Raw genomic sequence first — 17,540 nt, forward strand, 5'->3', positions numbered from 1 at the left:
CCTTCTCCGCAGGTCCGTGGCCCGAGGGATGGCCGCGGTCGTTCCGGTGGTGGCCGGGCTGGTGGCCGTGGGGCTGGTTGTGGTCGACGTGGGGCTGGGTGTGGGTCAGGTGGTGGTTACCCGGTCGCGGAAGGTGGTGCGGTAGGCGTGCGGGGTGGTGCCGACGCGGCGGGTGAAGTGGTGGCGTAGCGCGGCGGCGTCGCCGAAGCCGGCCCGGTCGGCGACGGTGTCGACGCTGAGCCGGGTCTCCTCCAGCAGCCGGCGGGCCAGCAGCACGCGCTGGTTGGTGAGCCAGTCGTGCGGGGTGGTGCCGGTCTCGGCCCGGAACCGGCGGGCGAAGGTCCGCGCCGACATGCCGGCCCGGGCGGCCAGCTCGTCCACCGTGGTCGGCCGGTCCAGGTGCCCGATCAGCCAGCTCAGCACCGGCTCCAGCGTGGGGGCCTCCGGCGTGACCGGGATCGGCGCCTCGACGTACTGGGACTGGCCGCCGTCGCGGTGCGGGGGGACGACCATCCGGCGGGCCAGCCGGGTGGCGATGGCGGAGCCGTGCTCCTGGCGGACCAGGTGCAGGCAGGCGTCGATGCCGGCGGCGGTGCCGGCGCTGGTGAGCACCGGCCCGTCGGCGACGTAGAGCGAGTTGCACCGGACCCGGGCCGCCGGGTGGCGGCGTTGCAGCTCGTCGACGTACCGCCAGTGGGTGGTGCACTCGCGGCCGTCGAGCAGCCCGGCCGCGCCCAGCACGAACGCGCCCGAGCAGACGCTGAGCAGGTACGCCCCCCGGTCGGCGGCCCGGCGCAGCGCGTCCAGCACCGGCTCGGGCACCGCGCAGCCCTGGCTGTGCGCCGGCACGGCGACCAGGTCGGCCTCCTCGATCGGACCGAGGTCGGCGTGCGGGGTCAGCCCGAAGCCGGAGGAGGTTCGGACGGGGCCGCCGTCGGCGGTGCAGACGGCGAACCGGTAGCCGGGGAACCCGTCCGCCGTGCGGTCGGTGCCGAAGACCTCGGCGAGCACGCCGAGCTCGAACGGGGCGACCTGGTCGAGCGCGAGGACGGCGACGGATCGGAGCATGTGACGAGGGTAACCCCGTCGGTGGCAGAAAATCGAGGGGCAATGGCATTCCTGCCACTGTCCGGCTTCCGGGTGCGGGCGGAAACTGGTACCAGTCCGGTGCGCACCGGCGGCGATAACAGTCCAAACAACGCGAAAGCGAGCGCCGCCATGGAACTCCTGCTGCTTCTGCTCTTCCTCGTCGGTCTGGCCGTCGCCTCGGCCGCCGGCCTCACCGCGGACAGCCACGACTCGGCCGACTGGAAGCCGAGCGACCACGGCCGCCGCTGGCAGTCCCGTACCTGCTGAGGTGAATGGTCCGGATTGCCGAAAAAATCCCTGGCGGGACCGCTCCAAAAGGGGCGGCCCCGCCGACGGAGGCCAGCCGGCGTACGGCAGGCTAGGAGTCATGGCTGACGGCTCCTGGTACGACGCCGACATCGATCACGTGATCATCTCCGAGGCGCAGATCCGCGAGAAGACCGCGGAGCTGGCCAAGCAGGTCTCGGCGGACTACGCCGGCGTCGAGGACGGACTCCTGCTCGTCTGCGTGCTCAAGGGCGCGATCATGTTCATGGCCGATTTCGCCCGGGCGCTGGGCCGGAACGGCCCGCCGGCCGAGCTGGACTTCATGGCCATCTCCTCGTACGGCCAGGGCACCACCTCCTCCGGCGTGGTCCGCATCCTCAAGGACCTGGACCGGGACATCGCCGGCCGGCACGTGGTGGTGGTCGAGGACATCGTCGACTCCGGGCTGACCCTCTCCTGGCTGCTGCGATACCTGGAGTCCCGCTCCGCGGCCAGCGTCGAGGTGGTCGCCCTCTTCCGCAAGCCGGACGCGGTGAAGGTCCCCGTCCCGGTGAAGTACGTCGGCTTCGACATCCCGACCGAGTTCGTGGTCGGCTACGGCCTCGACTTCGGCGAGCGCTACCGCGAGCTGCCCTACGTCGGCGTGCTCAAGCCGGAGGTCTACGCCCGGGCCTGAGCCCGTCGCCGGGCGGGTCCGCGCCCGCCGCCGGCCCGCGGTGGTCCCGCCCCGGTCGGGCCGAGAGCTGCTCGTATCGGTGTCCATCGAGCGGACGTTCAGCGGGCTCTCAGCAAATCGGACTACGGTAGGTGCCGGTGGCGTGGAGGCAATCTCCACCCCCGACCCCTCGACTGGTGTGTGACCGGCGGTCGGGTGGCCGGGTGCGGAGCTCCCGCCACGCCGGCTGAAACCCCGGTTCGCCGTCCGCGTAAGTGCTGGGCTCAGAAGCTCACTCCTGGCGCACACGGTGTACCGTCGAATGACCGCGGCGCGGCAGTTCGCGCGCCTCGGGGTCGAGGCCGGCCCGCACGGCGGCTCGGCGCCGCCAACGCGGCGACACCATTCAGACGGTCAGGACGTCGATCAGGAGGATGCGGGCGTCTCGGCGCTCGACAACAGCATGGAACGTACGCGTTTCTTCCGCCGACCGGTGGTCTGGATCATCCTGGTCATCCTCGGCGCCGTTGTGCTCAGTCAGCTGTTCACCGCTGGTCCCAGCTACCACCGCGTGGACACTTCCGTTGCGCTCGATCAGCTTCACACCGGCAAGCCCAAGATCGACAAGGTCGTCTTCCAGGACAAGGAGCAGACGCTCCAGCTCGACCTGGCCGAGAAGACCAAGTTCGGCGACACCACCACCGACCGTATCGAGGCCCAGTTCCCGTACGAGGTGGGCGACGAGGTCTGGAACGACGTCCTGGCGGCCAAGGCCGCCAACAACGTCACCGGCCCGGCCGACGCCAAGGTGTCGTCCGACAGCATCTGGGTGAGCCTGCTGGTCAACCTGCTCCCGATCGCCCTGCTGGTGCTCCTGCTGATCTTCTTCATGTCGCAGATGCAGGGCGGCGGCTCCCGGGTGCTCAACTTCGGCAAGTCCAAGGCGAAGATGATCACCAAGGACACGCCGAAGACCACGTTCGCGGACGTGGCGGGGGCCGATGAGGCCGTCGAGGAGCTGCACGAGATCAAGGACTTCCTGCAGAACCCGGCGAAGTACCAGGCCCTGGGCGCCAAGATCCCGAAGGGTGTGCTGCTCTTCGGCCCGCCCGGTACCGGTAAGACGCTGCTCGCCCGCGCGGTGGCCGGCGAGGCCGGGGTGCCGTTCTACTCGATCTCCGGTTCCGACTTCGTGGAGATGTTCGTCGGTGTCGGCGCCAGCCGGGTCCGCGACCTCTTCGAGCAGGCCAAGGCGAACGCCCCGGCGATCGTCTTCGTCGACGAGATCGACGCGGTCGGCCGGCACCGTGGCGCCGGCATGGGCGGCGGTCACGACGAGCGCGAGCAGACCCTCAACCAGCTCCTCGTCGAGATGGACGGCTTCGACACCAAGGGCGGGGTCATCCTGATCGCCGCCACCAACCGGCCGGACATCCTCGACCCGGCGCTGCTGCGCCCGGGCCGCTTCGACCGGCAGATCCCGGTGGACGCCCCCGACATGGAGGGCCGCAAGGCGATCCTGCGGGTGCACGCCAAGGGCAAGCCGTTCACCCCCGACGTCGACCTCGACGCGGTGGCCCGGCGTACCCCCGGTTTCAGTGGTGCCGACCTGGCCAACGTGATCAACGAGTCCGCGCTGCTCACCGCCCGCAAGGACCAGCGGGCGATCAACAACGACTCCCTGGAGGAGTCGATCGACCGGGTGATCGCCGGTCCGCAGCGCCGGACCCGGGTGATGAGCGACCAGGAGAAGAAGATCACCGCGTACCACGAGGGTGGCCACGCGCTGGTCGCCTGGGCGCTGCCGCACGCCGCGCCGGTGCACAAGGTGACGATCCTGTCCCGCGGCCGCTCGCTGGGCCACACCCTGGTCCTGCCCACCGAGGACAAGTACACCCAGACCCGCGCCGAGATGGTCGACACCCTGGCGTACGCGCTGGGTGGCCGGGCCGCCGAGGAGCTGGTCTTCCACGAGCCGACCACCGGCGCCGGCAACGACATCGAGAAGGCCACCCAGCTGGCCCGCGCGATGATCACCCAGTACGGCATGAGTTCCAAGCTCGGTGCGATCAAGTACGGCACCAGCGGCGACGAGCCGTTCCTCGGCCGCAACATGGGCCACGAGCGGGACTACTCCGACTCGGTCGCCGCCGAGATCGACGGCGAGATGCGGGCCCTGATCGAGGTGGCCCACGACGAGGCCTGGGAGATCCTGGTGGAATACCGGGACGTCCTGGACAACATCGTCCTGGAACTGATGGAGAAGGAGACCCTCTCCACCGCCGACATGGCCCGGATCTGCGCCCGGGTGGCGAAGCGCCCGCCGATGGCCCCCTACAACGGCTTCGGCAAGCGTCAGCCCTCCACCGAGCCCCCGGTGCTCACCCCGGCCGAGAAGGACAAGCTCAAGGCGCAGGCGCAGGCCGACGGCGCGTCGGTCGGCGGCTCGAACAACTCGGACGGTACCCACTGAACACGGACGCCGCGGCCAGCCCCGAGAACTCGGGGCTGGCCGCCTCGTCGACCGAGCCCGACGGCGACGAGGCCCTGGACTACGTCGCGGCCCGGCTGATCAGCGGCAAGCTGACCGGCCGCCCGATCGAGGACACCATGGACCTCGGCCGGATCGAGAAGGCCGTCCGCGAGATCCTCATCGCGGTCGGGGAGGACCCCGACCGGGACGGACTCCAGCAGACCCCGGCCCGGGTGGCCCGGGCGTACGCGGAACTCTTCGCCGGCCTCCGGGTCGACCCGGCGCAGGTGCTCAGCACCACCTTCGAGGCCAACCACCAGGAGCTGGTGCTCGTCCGGCACATCGACGTGATGAGCCTCTGCGAGCACCACCTGCTGCCGTTCCGGGGCAGCGCGCACATCGGCTACATCCCCGGGCCGGACGGCCGGATCACCGGCCTGTCCAAGCTGGCCCGGCTGGTCGAGGTCTTCGCCCGCCGCCCGCAGGTCCAGGAGCGGCTCACCTCGCAGATCGCCGACCTGCTGATGAACAAGCTGGCGCCGCGCGGCGTCGTCGTGGTGCTCGAGTGCGAGCACATGTGCATGGCGATGCGTGGCATCCAGAAGAGCGGCGCCCAGACCATCACCTCCGCGGTGCGGGGCACCCTCCAGCACGACGCGAAGTCGCGGGCCGAGGCGATGGCCCTGATCATCCCGCGCTGACCCGTAGCATCCCGACCGGCCGCGTCGCCCCCTCGTGAGGACGGCGCGGCCGTCGCGTCTCAGCCGGCCAGCAGCGCCAGCATGATCACGCTCGCCGTCACCACCGCCGGGACCAGGCAGGTAAGCGCCCCCAACCGGGGCGTCCGGTCCAGCCGCTCGCCCGGGCGCGGCGGGAAGAGCCGACCCACCGTCACCCAACCCGCCCCGAAGGCCACCGCGGGCATCGGCAGCCCGACGACCAGCGCCACCAGGCTCGCCGCGCCCGTCCCGGCGACCGCGAGGACGATCAGCTGGATTATCGGCACCAGCAGCGCCAGCGGGCCGTACACCAGCAGGTTGCGGGCCCGGGGCGGCCAGGCCGCCGGCCGCAGCGGACCCCGCGCGGCCAGCGTCGCGTCGGCCGCGTCCGCCCAGCCGCGGGCCACCCGCAACGCCGCCAGCACGGCGGCCGGGCCACCGACCATCGACCGGGCCGCCTCGGTCAGCTCCGGCGGCGTCGGGGTCAGCGTGATCGCCGGTACGCCCAGCTCCCGCAGCCCGGCCTGTTGCGGCGCCAACCGGGCGTGCAGCCCGGTCAGCTCCTCCCGGGCCGCCTCCACCGCTCGGGCCTGCTCGGCGGCGGCGGTGGCGGCGGCCCGGCGTACCCCGTCCAGCTGCCGCGCGGCGGCCAGGTAGTCCGTCCAGGCGGCGGCCACCGCGCCGACCGGCTCGTTCCCGATCCGCTGCCGGACCGGCGCCGCCGGGGGCGCCTCGTCGATGCCCGCCGCGCCGGCCCGCTCGCTCCGCCCGCTCACGCCGGCTCCTCCTCGTCGGCGAAGGGCACCAGCACCGTGCCCCGTTCACCCGGACCGTCCCAGAGCACCACCCGGCCGGGGCGGGGCCGCCACTCCACCGGTCGACCGAACACCGCGCCGAGCATCGCCCCCGGCACGTCCACCGCGGCGACCGCGGCCAGCTTGTCGACCTCGCCGTCCGGCTCCAGCAGCGCCGCGAACGGCGGCACCGTCCGCCACCAGCCCAGCAGGTGAATACCGGTCGGCGGACCCTCGCGCAGCAGGGTGCGCAGCCGCTCCACCGGCAGCTCCTCCGCCGTCGCCAGGTCCACCCCGAACACCACCAGGTACGCCGGCCCGTCGCCGTCCATCGCCGCCAGCAGGCCCGCCGCGTCGACCGTCTCCACCCGCTGCCGTTGCGCCAGCTCGGTCGCCAACCCGGCCGCCAGGGCGGCGGAGCCCTCGGCCAGCGGCGCGAGCACGAATCGGGCGGCACCCGGCGGATGGTGGGCAGCGGTGCTCCGCGCGGCGTTCGCCAGCAGCCCGGCCGCCCCCGTACCCGCCCCGAGGACGGCGAGGTTGCGGCCGGCCACCGGGCCGAGCGGGATGGCGACCGTCGTCCGGGCCACGTCCACCGCCCGGCCGAGCAGGGCCGCCGGCCCACCGGCCCGGCCGGCCAGGGCGGCCCGCAGCCGGGGGTCGTTGCGCAGCAGCGGCCGGGCCCAGCCCGCGAAGACCACCGGCGGGGTGGTCCCCTCCGGGCGGGCCTCGAAGAGCCGGTGCCGGAGCCGCTCGATCGTCTCCGGGGCGTCGTGCGGGTCGGGGAAGCGGACCAGCCGCTCGTGACCCCGGGTGGCGCCGCGCGGCCCGCCCAGCCCGCCCGCGGTGTTGACCACCGCGCTGCCCACCGCCAGGCCCGCCGCCGCGTCGTTGGTGGGCGCGAGCACCGCGCCGCCACCGGAGAGCGCCACCCGCACCGGGAACTGGCCCAGCACCGAGTCGCGCGGCGCCGGCCCCGCCCCGATGCCCAGGTCACCCGAGCCGGCCAGCACGAGGTGGATGCCGTACGCGCGCCCGGCGCGGGCCAGGCCGTCCAGCCGGGCGAGCACGTCCGCGGCGACCGGATCCCGGGTCGCCAGCAGCAGCGGGAAGTTGTCGATCACGCAGACGATCCGGGGCAGCGACTGGTGCTCCCGCAGCTGCGCGTAGCGCTGCCCGCCGGCCCGGGCGCTCGCCTCCTCCCGCCGGCGGGTCTCCGCCGCCAACTGGTCGAACAGGTCCCGCACGTACTCCGGATCGGCGGCCATCGCGGCGGCCCGGACCTGCGGCACCCATGAGCGGTCCCGCTCGGTCTGCAGGAACTCCACGAAGGACTCGCCGTCACCGAGGTCCACCAGGTGCAGCACCAGCTCGTCCGGGCCGTACCGCGCGGCGAGGCCGAGCAGCGCGTTGGTGAGGAACGCCGACCGGCCGGCGTCGGATCGACCGCTGACCAGCCAGTGCGGCGTCAGCTCGGTGAAGCCGACGGTCACCGGCCGCCCGTTGGCGTCGCCCACCGTGGTGGAGAGCCCGTCGGTCGAGCCGGCCTGCCAGAGCGGCTCCTCGGGCGGCGGCAGCAGCTCGGCGAGGCAGAGCCGGGAGCCTTCCTCCACCTGCGCGGCCAACCGCCGGCAGACCTGCCCGATCAGGTCCGGCCCCGGGTCCTCGTCCACGAAGACCGGAGAGTTCAGGCCCCCCGGTCCGTCGCCGCCCGGCCCGCCGAACGGGCTGCCGGGCGGATCGCCGAGCAGCGCGTACGCGGTCCGCAGCTCCAGCCGGGTGGCCTCCGGCAGCGGCGGGCGGGCCGCGTACGGGCCGGGTGGGGGCCAGCCGGCGACGACCAGGTGCAGGCCGGCGGGGCGGCCCTGGGCGGCCAGCGCCTCGATCCGGGCCAGGTCGCTCGGCCCGGTCAGCTCCGGCAGCCCGGCGATCACCAGCAGCAGCGTACGGTCGTGCCGGCGGGGCCGGCCGGTGCCTGGGGAGACCCACTGCTCGGCCTCGGTCAGCACCGCCCGCAGGCCGGCCACGTCCACCGCCGGCGGCGGCAGCAGACCCGCGTCGGCCAGCGGCGCGAAGGACGCGAAGGTGTCGCCGGCGCCGTCCACCGCGCGTACCAGCAGGCAGCCGGCCGGCGTCGCGGCCAGCAGCCGCAGCAGTACGGCCCGGAGCAGGCCGACCGCCCGGGGCTCCCGGGCGTCGACGTCGAGCGTCAGGTGGCCGGTGCCGAGCAGCGGCACCAGCGCGGGGAAGCGGGCGTCGTCCAGCGGTGCCGCGGTGCCGACCCGGACGAACGGCGGGTTCTCCTCGCCGGCCGGGGTGTCCGGCGCCAAGGTGTCCAGCGGGGCGCCGGCCCAGCCCGGCGCGAGCACCGCCGCCGCGGTCCGCAGCCGGTCGGCCAGCTCGTACTGCCGGCGCTGGTCGGCCGGGGCCGGGCGGGTTTCGTCGAGCACGCCGGCGGCGGCCACGGCGGTGGCGGCGGCCCGCCGGTGCAGGGCGGCGGCACGGTTCGTACGCGACTTCGGACCGGCCACCGTGTCCACCCCTCTTTCCGAGGTTGGAAACCTCCCGAGCCCCGACCGTATCCCAGGTCCGACCGCTCACTCGGGAAGCGCGGCGGTGCGGAATCGTCTTGTCGCAAAGCGTGGCGAAGTCTCACGTCCCGGGTTCGTCCTGTCACGATCCGCAGGATCTGGGGCATTGGGTGCGGGGCGCTCAGCCGATAGCCTCAGGGGGTGGAATCAGTGCAGCCCCCCGCCGGTTCCCAGGTCTCCCGCGTACCGGCGCAGCGGACCCCGCCGGACCAGTTGCCGCCCTCTGCCGCCCCGGCGGCGCCGCAGCAGCAGCCCCGGCGGACCCGCACCGTCCTCACCGTGGTCGCGGGGGTGCTGGCGCTGCTCTGCGTGAGCGGCGCGGTGATCGGCTACGTGCTGTACGACCGCGCCGCGACCCCGGACCGCAGCGCCCCGGACGTGGTGGTGGACAACTACCTGCGCGAATATCTCGTCAACCGGAACGATGCGCGGGCCAGCCTGCTCGTCTGCGAAGGAAATGCCGACCTCGGTGCGGTCAGGGCCCTGCGGAGCGAGGCGGAACAGCGCGAGGCCACCTTCAACGTCGTGGTCCGGGTGAGCTGGGGGCCGCTGGTCCGGGCGAAGTCGGCCGACGGCGAGTCGGTCAGCACCACCATGACCATCGCTGGGTCCTCGGACGGACAACAACGCAGCAGCCGGCGGGAGGACTGGACCTTCGAGGTCGTGGACATCAAGGACGGCTGGCGGGTCTGCGGTGCGCGGAAGGTCGCCTGACCGCCCTCACTCGATCCACAAGAGATGCACCGGCACCTCTAGGGTGGTCGGTGGCTGCCCGCGCCAGGCCCACCGGTACCACTCCAGCTCCGGAGTGACCCGGACGCAGATGTCGCCGTCGGCGCCGGAGTAGGTCTCGGTCACCGCGCGCAGATCCCGGTGCTCGACCAAATCCTCGACGTGCACCACCCGCCGGCCGCTGACCGTGTCGGCCTCGAAGACCGGCGTCGGTATCCGGTTGGCCGGCTCGTCCAACGAGACCAGCCGGATGCCCTGCTCGCGGGCGGCCGCCCCGGGCGACGGGCGCTCGCCGAGCGTCTCGACCCAGACCCGCTCCACCGGGATCAACGGCGCGAACACCTCGACCTGGTCGGACTCGGCCCGGTACCACTCGTGCTCGGGGATCACCGGCACGTAGGTGCGGCTGCCCTGCACCACCCTCTCGTCGGCCCGCAGGTCACCCCGCCAGCCCAGGCCGGGCAGACCGACCAGGACCCGCCGGCCGCGCAGCTCGACCCGCCCGGTGGCGGGCACGATCTCGACCGGCCGGGGGGTCAGTGGCGCCCAGTCGGGCTGCCCGGCGAAGGGATCCGGCAGCGGACCGCTCATCGTGCCGCTTGCCTCGGGCTCGACCCGTTGAGGGGCGCACCCCGCTGCAGCATGAACGGCACCGGGTCGATCGCCCCGAGCGAGCTGCGGTCACTGTCCCGGTGCACCTCGAAGTGCAGGTGCGGGCCGGAGGAGTTGCCGCTGCTGCCCACCCGCCCGATCACCTCACCGGCCCGCACCTCCTGACCGGGGACGACCAGCGGCTTCTCCACCATGTGGCAGTAGCGGGAGATGTACCCGCCGGCGTGCAGGATGTCGACGAACCAACCGCAGCCCCCCTTGCCGGGGTAGCCGTCCACGTCGCAGTCGAGCCGGCCCCGGTGGTCGGGGTCGCAGCGGGCCACCAGCACCCGCCCGGTGGCCGCCGCGTGGATCGGCGTGGTCCCCTTCGGCGCGGCGATGTCCACCCCGTTGTGCTGCGGTCGGCTCGCCGTCCGGAAGCCCGAGCCGACTCTGCCGGGGATCGGTGACGTCCAGCCGGAGGCGGCGATCGTCTTGGCGGACGCCCGGTCGCAGATGGTCTTGTCGGCGATCCGCACCGTCCGGGCGGCACCCTTGGCCAGCGCGTTCACGATCCGGCTGGCGGTGTCTTCGTGCTTGGCGTACGCGTCCGGATAGGCGCTGATCTGGACCCGCTGGGCGGCGAGGGTCAGCGGGAGCCGCTCCCAACCGTCGACCTTGAGCAGCTTCTCGTAGAACTTGCGGGCGGCGTAGTCGGGGCTCATCCGCTGCGCCACGCTGCCCCACCCGGCCCGCTGCTGGAACAGACCGACCGAGTCGTGGTCGCGCCCCACCCCCTCGTTGGGGATGTCGCCGGATCCGGCGACCGTGCTGTTCGCCAGGTTGCGCAGGGCCGACTCCTGCATCGCGGTCGCCACCGCGATCACCCAGCCGCGGGGTGGCACCTTCATCTCCTGCCCGACCTTGATGATGACGGCGGCGTTGCGCAGTTGGCTGTCGCCGTAGTCGGACATCCGCGGCATCCTGCCGGTGACGTCGACCCGGTGGTCCTCGCCGCACCTCTGTTCGGAGGACACCAGATCCTCGTCGTCGCCGCCGAGGTTGGTGAGGAAGAACGCGGCCGTGCCGCCGCCGCAGCAGAGCAGGGTGAGGGTGGCGGTCAGCGCGGTGACCACGGCGCCGACCCGGAGTCGGCGACGGGGCGGCTGGCCCACCCCCGGCAGCTCGGCAGTCATTCCCGCTCCCAGTCCACGGCGTCCACCAACCAGCGCCCGTCCGGCGCCACCAACTCAAGACGGAGCCGCCCGGTCTCCAGCGGGACCAGCACCTCCGCGAAGGCCTCCGTGCGCGGCCGGAGAATCAACTCCCCGGTCACCTTCTCCGCCGGCACCCCCGCCGGATCGGCGCCCGTCAGCTTCTCGGTGAGCCCCGCCGTGGACAGCGGGCGCAGGTCGGAATGCCACTTCTCCGCCGTGACGGCCGACCCACCGAGCCACGCCTTGGCGAACCGGTCCGCGATTTGCTGAGGGGTCAGCTCACCGGGACGCGTACTGGGGGACGCCGGCACCGGTGTGGCGATGACGCCGTCGTCGCCCTCCGTGGGGTCCACCGTGGTGATGGGCTCGCGTGGGCGGTTGCTCAGCCCGATGGCCGGGTCGACGGGGCCGGTCACCAGGCGGGCGGTCCCGATCACCGCGAAGACCAGCACGGCGATCGCGAGCGCGATACCGATCCGGGACCGCAGGACCCGGGTCGCCAGGAACTCGATCGCCCGTCGCATCGCCGTCACCGTGCCTCGGAGCGCACCCGAGGGCTGGGCCTGGTGCTGGCCGGTGCGCGCTCGGCCGAGTCCGGTCGGTACACCACGAAGGACGGCGATTCCTCCGGCACGTCCGGCTCCGTCCAGCTCGCCGGCTGTTGCCGACGGGGGCGCGGTGCGGAGCGCCGCTCGCCGCCACCGGACCGCACCTCCGGCTGCTCGGTCTCGTCCGGCCGCTCCCGGCCGTCCGGTCGTTCCCGCACGGCGAGGGTGGTGGAGGAGTGCGACGGGTCCTCCCGCCGAGCCTCGGGACGCAGGTTCGACGGCTCCAGCGCCAGTCCCCGCCGCCGGGCGACGGCCGGTTCGGCCGTGCCGCCCGGCTCCACCACGTCGAGCCGGGCGGCGATGCGCATGTCCCGGAAGAAGCGACGGTGCCAGGAGCCGGCCGAGCTGACCGCTTCGCTGCTGTCCTTGCCGCCGAGCTGGGTGATCCGCCGGTACGGTCGCAGCAGCAGCCAGCCGACCACGCCGCAGAGCCAGACCAGCACCACCTGGAGCCAGCCGGCCAGGGTGGGCGTGCTCATGATCAGGTCCACCGCGAAGAGGTAGATGGCGGCTCCGGTGCCGAAGATGGCGATGTTGAACACCGCCGCGACGACCGCGTTGCCGAGTCGCCGCAGCCCGGCGCTGGCCGGTCTCAGCAGGCCAACCGTGCCCAGGATCGGTGCCGCGATGACCGCCCAGCGGAAGATCAGGAAGCCGAGCAGCACCAGCAGCGACGCGGTCAGGTCGAACATCGCGAAGAGCAGCGAGGCCAGCACGGCGATGAAGCCGGACCCGATCCGGTCCATGTCCCGGGCGCCGGTGAGGTATTCGTACGCCTCCGGGTCCTCCAACTTGATCTGAGCGGCGACCCTGGCCCACTGCTGCTGCTTGGCCTTGATCGTCGCCGGTCGAGTGGCGGGATTCTGCCGGAGCTTCTCCGCCTCCTCCCAGGAGAGCGACTTGGCGTCGTAGAGCGCAGGTCCGTACTTCTTGGCGGTCTCGCTGTCCGCCGACCCGAGCACCCCACGCAGCCAGTTGCGGTAGAGCATCGACTCGGTAGCCGTGTCGCTGGCCCGGACGGCCGGCGGCCGATTGTCCTTGCACGCCGCCGGGTTCGGATCGTCGCACTGGCCCGGCGGAGTGTCACGGGAGGCCGGCCCCACCGCGTCGTGGACGACGCCGAGGGAGGTGATGAGCGTGCCGTCGGCGATGTTGGCGGACTTGACCGGCCAGGCGGCCAGGGCGGTCACCGCGACCATCACCAGCAGGGCCCACCCGGCCGTGGTCATCGCGTTGCTCATGTCCGACTGGCGGGAACGCCAGAGCAGGTACAGACCCACCACGCAGAGCGTGACGATGCCGAAGACGCTGAACACCTTCTGGTAGACGGCCTTGGTCGCCTTCTCCACCAGCGGGTCGGCCCAGCCCCACATCGAACGCGGGTCCCACGCCCGCTCCCGCAGGGCGTTCGAGGCACCGATGATGGCTGTGGCGAACATGAACTCACCGTTGGCGACCGTCGTCGTGAACTTGTAGTCGGGATGCAGCACCGACGATGCGCATCCCTCGTCCAGGTCGTACGTGTTGAAGCTGTAGCCGGCGTAGCCGTAGTCGCTGTAGAGGCCCTTCGGGCCGCCAAGCTTGGATGAGTCGGGCCTGGAGGCGAACCAGCCTGCGAGCCCCGAATCCGGGGTGGTCGGCACCGGCGCGTTGCGGCACTTCACCTGGTCCTCGCTGACCTGCTGCAGCTTGGCGACGCAGGCGCGGAAGTCGGCCTGCCACTCCTTGGTGCTGCACAGCTCCGCTGCCGCCTGGGCCGTCACCGGCGGGGCCGCCACCGCCGGTGTCGCCCCGATCACCGGCCAGGCGATGGTGGCACCGGCGAGTACGCCGATCGCGAGGAGGAGCGCCGCGATCCGTGCCCGGGCCCTCGCCATGTCACGCCTCCAGGTCAGCCAGGACGGTCGGCAGCTGCCCGGCCACCTGGGCGACCCCGGCGGGGGTGGTGTCCAGGTGTGCCAGCAGCCCTTCGACGTACGACACGTCGACCCGGACCTTCTGCACCCGGCCGTCCACGTCGCGCATCACGAACTCGCGGTAGCCAAGCCGGTCCGCCGAGGTGGCGTCCACGGCCGAGAGCGAGGCGAGGGTGGCCTCGTACCCGTCGTCGACCGGCACCCGGAGCAGCCGCAGCGCCTCGGAGGCGATCTCGGCGTCCTCGGCGATCCGCCCGACGAAGACGGTGGAGACGAGGTTCTGCACGTCGAGGCCGAGGATGTCCTTCGGGTTCTGCGAGGCGACCAGGGCGGCGAGGTTCCACTTGCGGGAGTCCCGGGCCAGCCGGACCAGGAACGACCGGCCGGAGCGCCAGCCCTCCATGAAGTGCGCCTCGTCCAGGCCGACCAGCTTGCGCGACGACATCGACCCGCCGTAGCAGCGGCGCACGGCGAGCCGGTGCGCGGTGTGCAGCATCGGCAGGGCCAGCGCCTCCTCGGCGGACCAGTACTCCCGCTCGATCTTGAGGTCGGGGAGCCGGAGGCCGGCCATGGTGATCACCGTGAGGGCCGCGTCGGCCCCGAGCAACCCCTCCGGCGGGCGGCCGAAGAAGAGCATCGCCAGCGGCATCTCGGCGGTGTCGAGCAGCAGGTTGGCCAGCTCCCGGCCGGCGTCGTCGTCCATCCCCTGCAGGCAGGCGACCACGTCGTCCAGCGTGGAGGTTTCCTCCGCCGGCACCTGGCGTACGGCGTGCCGGAACAGGGTCGCGGTGGACGCCTCGCGGGCCACCTGCGGCGGCACCAGCATCATGCAGATGTCCTGCACCAGCATCCGGCGCTCGGCCCGGGCGTTGGAGACCGCGATCTCGAACTCCCGGTCGCCCGCCGCGCCACTGCCGAACTCGCTGCGCAGCGGGGTGGGGATGAGCGAGTACGGGGCCAGCGTCCCCTGCTCCGACCCGGTCAGGTTGAGCACCCGCGCGTACGGTCGCAGCTCGGGCATCGCGCAGAGCCGGGCCAGCGGGCCGGACGGATCCAGCAGGGTCACCTGCACCCCGCGCCGCGCGGCCAGGTAGCCGAGGGCGCCGAGCAGGGTCGACTTGCCACCACCGGGCTCGGCGACGAAGACCGCCAGGCCGGAGCGTTCCCGGACCTCCATCGGGAAGTGCAGGTCGAGGAAGACCGGGCGGCGGCAGGTGCCGGCGGTGCGCCCGATCAGGTCGCCCCGGCGGTCACCGACGGTGGAGGCGGCCTGTGGCAGCGCGGCGGCGAGCAGGTTGACCGGCATCCGCCGGACGTAGCCGGTGTTGGCGATCGGCTCGCCGGGGATGAACTCGCGGGCCAGCCAGTCCTGGTTCTTCGGGTGTTGCAGGGAGATGCGCAGCTCGCGGGAGTAGAGCTGGATGAGCCGCCGGGCCCGCTCCAGGCACTCCTCCCTGGTCCGGCCGCCGACGGCGATCCGGTGCCAGCCGTGCGCGCGGGCCGAGTCCACCGGCAGGCCGGTGGTCATCTCGTCGCCGATCACCAGCGCCCGCTTGGCCAGTCGCTCCAGCTCGGGCGGGGCGTCGATGCCGTGCTCGGCGTAGTCGAGCTGCTGCGAGCGGATCATCCGCAGCCGGTGCTCCAGATTACGGAAGGAGTCGCCGGAGCCGAGGATGTCGACCCGGGTGGAGATCTCCATCGGCCAGGGCAGCCGCTCGTGGAAGTGCAGCCAGGGCTCGTGCCGCTCGGGGATCTCCAGCGGCTCCATCCGGCCGACGGCGAGCACGGCGACGTGCCGCTCCTCGCCGGTCATCCGGTTGACGAGCTTCACCGTCGAGCCGTACGGGGTGCGGTAGCGCTCCACCTGCTCGGTGAGGGCGAGCAGGTCCCCCCGCTCCCACCGGCCGTTGGTCACCGGGGAGAGCGTGCCGGGGGGCGCCATGCAGAGCGCGACCGAGCGGTAGAGCAGCCATTCCAGCTCCTGCGCGGTCACCCGGCGGCCGCGCATGCCGAACGCGCCCAGCACCTCGTCGAACTGCTCGACGGTGCGGCCGAGCTTGCGGCGTTCGCCGTCGGCGGTGCCCCGGCCGAAGGTGCGCAGCAGCCGCTCGGTGAGCGAGTCGCCGAGCGAGCGCCGGGCGAAGGTGACGCCGAGGTAGGTCTGCCCCTCGGCGTGGTTGACCGACATCAGGTGCCGCTGGGCGGCGACCAGGTGGTCGGCCCAGCCGGGCGTGGCGGGGACGTCGGGCAGCGGCGTGGCCGTGTGTGCGTCGATGGTGCGGGCCCACTCGTCGGCCGGGAAGGGGCGGGTGGTGCGGCGCAGGTGCAACCGGAAGCCGGCCAGGCCGGCGTACTGCTCCGAGATGGCCGAGAGCAGCGCCTCCCGTTCGGCGTCCGGACGGAACGCCCAGCGCACCTCGGGCAGCCAGTACCAGGCGGTGACGGTGTTGGGAGTGAAGGTCAGGTGGCCGGCGATCTCGGTGATCGCCAGGTCGATCGACGGGTCCCGGTCCCCAAACTTGATCTTCGGAGGGCGTACCCGGACGGGCTTGGCGGGGGTGCGCCGGCTGGCCGCGCGCTGGCGCGGCGGCGCCAGCTCCCGGGACGCCCGTTCCGCCGGCTCCTGCGGCCCGGGCTCGGCCAGCTCGCGCCGGCCGGGTTCGGCGATCGCGTGCCGGGCCGGCTCCTCGATCTCCCGTCGGGACGACCCGGCGGGCGCCGAGCGGGGCAGCTCCTCCGGCTCCGGCCACTCCGGCTCGGTCCGCTCGGTCGGCTCGGGACGGACCGGTGCGACGATCTCCCGGCGGGCCGGCGCGGCGGCCTCCCGCCGGGCTCGTTCGACGGCCTCCCGCCGGCTGCGTTCGGTGGCCTCGCGCGCGGTCAGCGGCTCGGCGGGCACCGCGCGCGGCAGGCGTGGCGCCGGGGTCTCCACCGGTCGGTCCGCGACCGGCTCGGCCTCCGCCGGCGGGCGCAGCACCGGCAGGCGGTCGCCGGGCTGGTGCGGAACCCGGGTGCGGGCGGGGCGGTCGGCGGCCGGCGCCTCGATCGCCGCCGGCGTCTCCGGCGCGATGGCGGGCTGCGGCGCGGCCGAGGCCGGGGGCGCCGCCGACTGGTGCGGGATCGCCGGGTGCTCCCGGCCGCGGCGCGGGGACGACACCGGGGGCGGCGGGCCGGGACGCGGGGGTGCGCCGGAGCCGCCGAAGAGGTCGAGGAACGGGGAGTCGATGTCGGTGCCGTCGCCGACGAGCATCGGCGGGCTCGGCTCGACCGGAGGTACGCCCCGGCCGTTCGCCGGCCGCGGTGGCTGGAAGACGCCGACGCCACCCTGCCCGGGGCTGGTCACCAGGGCCGGGTCGGACGGCTGCTCGTCCTGGATCTCCTCCTCCGGGTAGTCGAGCGACCGCGCACGGTTACCGTGCGGGGCGCTGTGACGTCCGGCCGGGAAACCCGGCGTGGAAGAGCGACTCATGCGACCGCCTCACCCGCGTGGTTCGACTGCCCGATCGACGTACGCCCGGTCATGCCAGTTCCTCCCGGATCCTGATCCGGCTGCCGACCAGGCGGGGGTCCCGCAGCTCGGCGGCCGGCTCCCGGGTGCGTCGCCAGTCGGTCAGGGCGGTGCGGATGACCATCCGTGCCGGCCGGTCCGGGTCGACGTACCGGAAGATGAACGAGGTGCTCACGATGGCGAGCGCGATCTCCCAGGCGGGGAAGAGCTCGACCTGCAGCGTGAACAGCCAGTGGATGAACATGTAGAGGGGTACGAGCAGCATGAACAGGCCGTACTGGGCGTACGGCAGGTGGACGGGAAGGGTGTAGCCGGGCGGCCCGAGGTAGACCAGGCGAGCCCGGTAGATGTCGTCGTCGGTGCGCAGCCGCATGTCTCGC

15 protein-coding genes are annotated in these 17,540 nt (G+C 73.3%); 5 read left to right on the forward strand and 10 right to left on the reverse strand.

What is annotated here, in order from left to right:
- Positions 1-105: 105 nt before the first annotated feature.
- Positions 106-1,068, reverse strand: coding sequence for a GlxA family transcriptional regulator (locus GA0074696_RS04545; RefSeq protein WP_088959928.1), 963 nt, complete (start codon positions 1,066-1,068; stop codon positions 106-108).
- A gap of 150 nt (positions 1,069-1,218) precedes the next feature.
- On the opposite strand from GA0074696_RS04545, the gene GA0074696_RS31110 reads away from it, so the two are divergent.
- Together GA0074696_RS31110 and hpt are read left to right on the forward strand one after the other, a co-directional pair.
- Positions 1,219-1,356, forward strand: a complete 138-nt coding sequence (locus GA0074696_RS31110; RefSeq protein ID WP_172894166.1) for a hypothetical protein — start codon at positions 1,219-1,221, stop codon at positions 1,354-1,356.
- A 100-nt stretch (positions 1,357-1,456) separates the two neighbouring features.
- Complete coding sequence (gene hpt / locus GA0074696_RS04550) at positions 1,457-2,032, forward strand: hypoxanthine phosphoribosyltransferase (protein WP_088959929.1); 576 nt, start codon at positions 1,457-1,459, stop codon at positions 2,030-2,032.
- 385 nt (positions 2,033-2,417) lie between these two features.
- Here the strand turns inward: hpt and GA0074696_RS31655 are convergent, their stop codons facing one another.
- A complete protein-coding gene (locus tag GA0074696_RS31655; RefSeq protein ID WP_231925517.1) occupies positions 2,418-2,615 on the reverse strand; it encodes a hypothetical protein in 198 nt (65 codons plus the stop codon).
- Between GA0074696_RS31655 and ftsH the strand changes: the two genes are divergently transcribed.
- Together ftsH and folE are read left to right on the forward strand one after the other, a co-directional pair.
- On the forward strand, positions 2,526-4,484 hold the full coding sequence (gene ftsH, locus GA0074696_RS04555; RefSeq protein ID WP_231925400.1) for an ATP-dependent zinc metalloprotease FtsH: 1,959 nt from the start codon (positions 2,526-2,528) through the stop codon (positions 4,482-4,484). The genes GA0074696_RS31655 and ftsH overlap by 90 nt on opposite strands.
- Positions 4,485-4,519: 35 nt before the next feature.
- Complete coding sequence (gene folE / locus GA0074696_RS04560; protein WP_088959930.1) at positions 4,520-5,185, forward strand: GTP cyclohydrolase I FolE; 666 nt, start codon at positions 4,520-4,522, stop codon at positions 5,183-5,185.
- A 59-nt stretch (positions 5,186-5,244) separates the two neighbouring features.
- Here the strand turns inward: folE and GA0074696_RS04565 are convergent, their stop codons facing one another.
- Together GA0074696_RS04565 and GA0074696_RS04570 are read right to left on the reverse strand one after the other, a co-directional pair.
- Entirely contained in the window at positions 5,245-5,943 is a 699-nt protein-coding gene (locus tag GA0074696_RS04565) for a hypothetical protein (protein ID WP_407940594.1), read from the reverse strand.
- A 32-nt stretch (positions 5,944-5,975) separates the two neighbouring features.
- Positions 5,976-8,537: an FtsK/SpoIIIE domain-containing protein gene (locus GA0074696_RS04570; RefSeq protein ID WP_088959931.1), complete on the reverse strand. Its 2,562-nt coding sequence runs from the start codon at positions 8,535-8,537 to the stop codon at positions 5,976-5,978.
- 201 nt (positions 8,538-8,738) lie between these two features.
- Here GA0074696_RS04570 and GA0074696_RS04575 point away from each other — a divergent pair, with 201 nt between their 5' ends.
- Positions 8,739-9,302: a hypothetical protein gene (locus tag GA0074696_RS04575; RefSeq protein ID WP_088959932.1), complete on the forward strand. Its 564-nt coding sequence runs from the start codon at positions 8,739-8,741 to the stop codon at positions 9,300-9,302.
- Positions 9,303-9,308: 6 nt separating this feature from the next.
- Here the strand turns inward: GA0074696_RS04575 and GA0074696_RS04580 are convergent, their stop codons facing one another.
- From GA0074696_RS04580 to GA0074696_RS04605, 6 genes are read right to left on the reverse strand one after another with little or no spacing between them, the layout of a single operon-like run.
- Positions 9,309-9,911, reverse strand: coding sequence for a hypothetical protein (locus tag GA0074696_RS04580; protein ID WP_088959933.1), 603 nt, complete (start codon positions 9,909-9,911; stop codon positions 9,309-9,311).
- Entirely contained in the window at positions 9,908-11,107 is a 1,200-nt protein-coding gene (locus tag GA0074696_RS04585) for a M23 family metallopeptidase (protein WP_088959934.1), read from the reverse strand. The genes GA0074696_RS04580 and GA0074696_RS04585 overlap by 4 nt, the downstream gene beginning before the upstream one ends.
- Positions 11,104-11,661 carry a hypothetical protein gene (locus GA0074696_RS04590; RefSeq protein ID WP_088959935.1) on the reverse strand — a complete coding sequence of 186 codons (558 nt, stop codon included), beginning with the start codon at positions 11,659-11,661 and terminating at the stop codon, positions 11,104-11,106. The genes GA0074696_RS04585 and GA0074696_RS04590 overlap by 4 nt, the downstream gene beginning before the upstream one ends.
- Positions 11,658-13,613, reverse strand: coding sequence for an MFS transporter (locus tag GA0074696_RS04595; RefSeq protein WP_088959936.1), 1,956 nt, complete (start codon positions 13,611-13,613; stop codon positions 11,658-11,660). The genes GA0074696_RS04590 and GA0074696_RS04595 overlap by 4 nt, the downstream gene beginning before the upstream one ends.
- Before the next feature lies 1 nt (position 13,614).
- Complete coding sequence (locus tag GA0074696_RS04600; RefSeq protein WP_088959937.1) at positions 13,615-17,121, reverse strand: ATP-binding protein; 3,507 nt, start codon at positions 17,119-17,121, stop codon at positions 13,615-13,617.
- 49 nt (positions 17,122-17,170) lie between these two features.
- A complete protein-coding gene (locus GA0074696_RS04605) occupies positions 17,171-17,533 on the reverse strand; it encodes a hypothetical protein (protein ID WP_067302246.1) in 363 nt (120 codons plus the stop codon).
- Positions 17,534-17,540 lie beyond the last annotated feature (7 nt).

It is taken from the genome of Micromonospora purpureochromogenes (assembly GCF_900091515.1).
Classification (GTDB): domain Bacteria; phylum Actinomycetota; class Actinomycetes; order Mycobacteriales; family Micromonosporaceae; genus Micromonospora; species Micromonospora purpureochromogenes.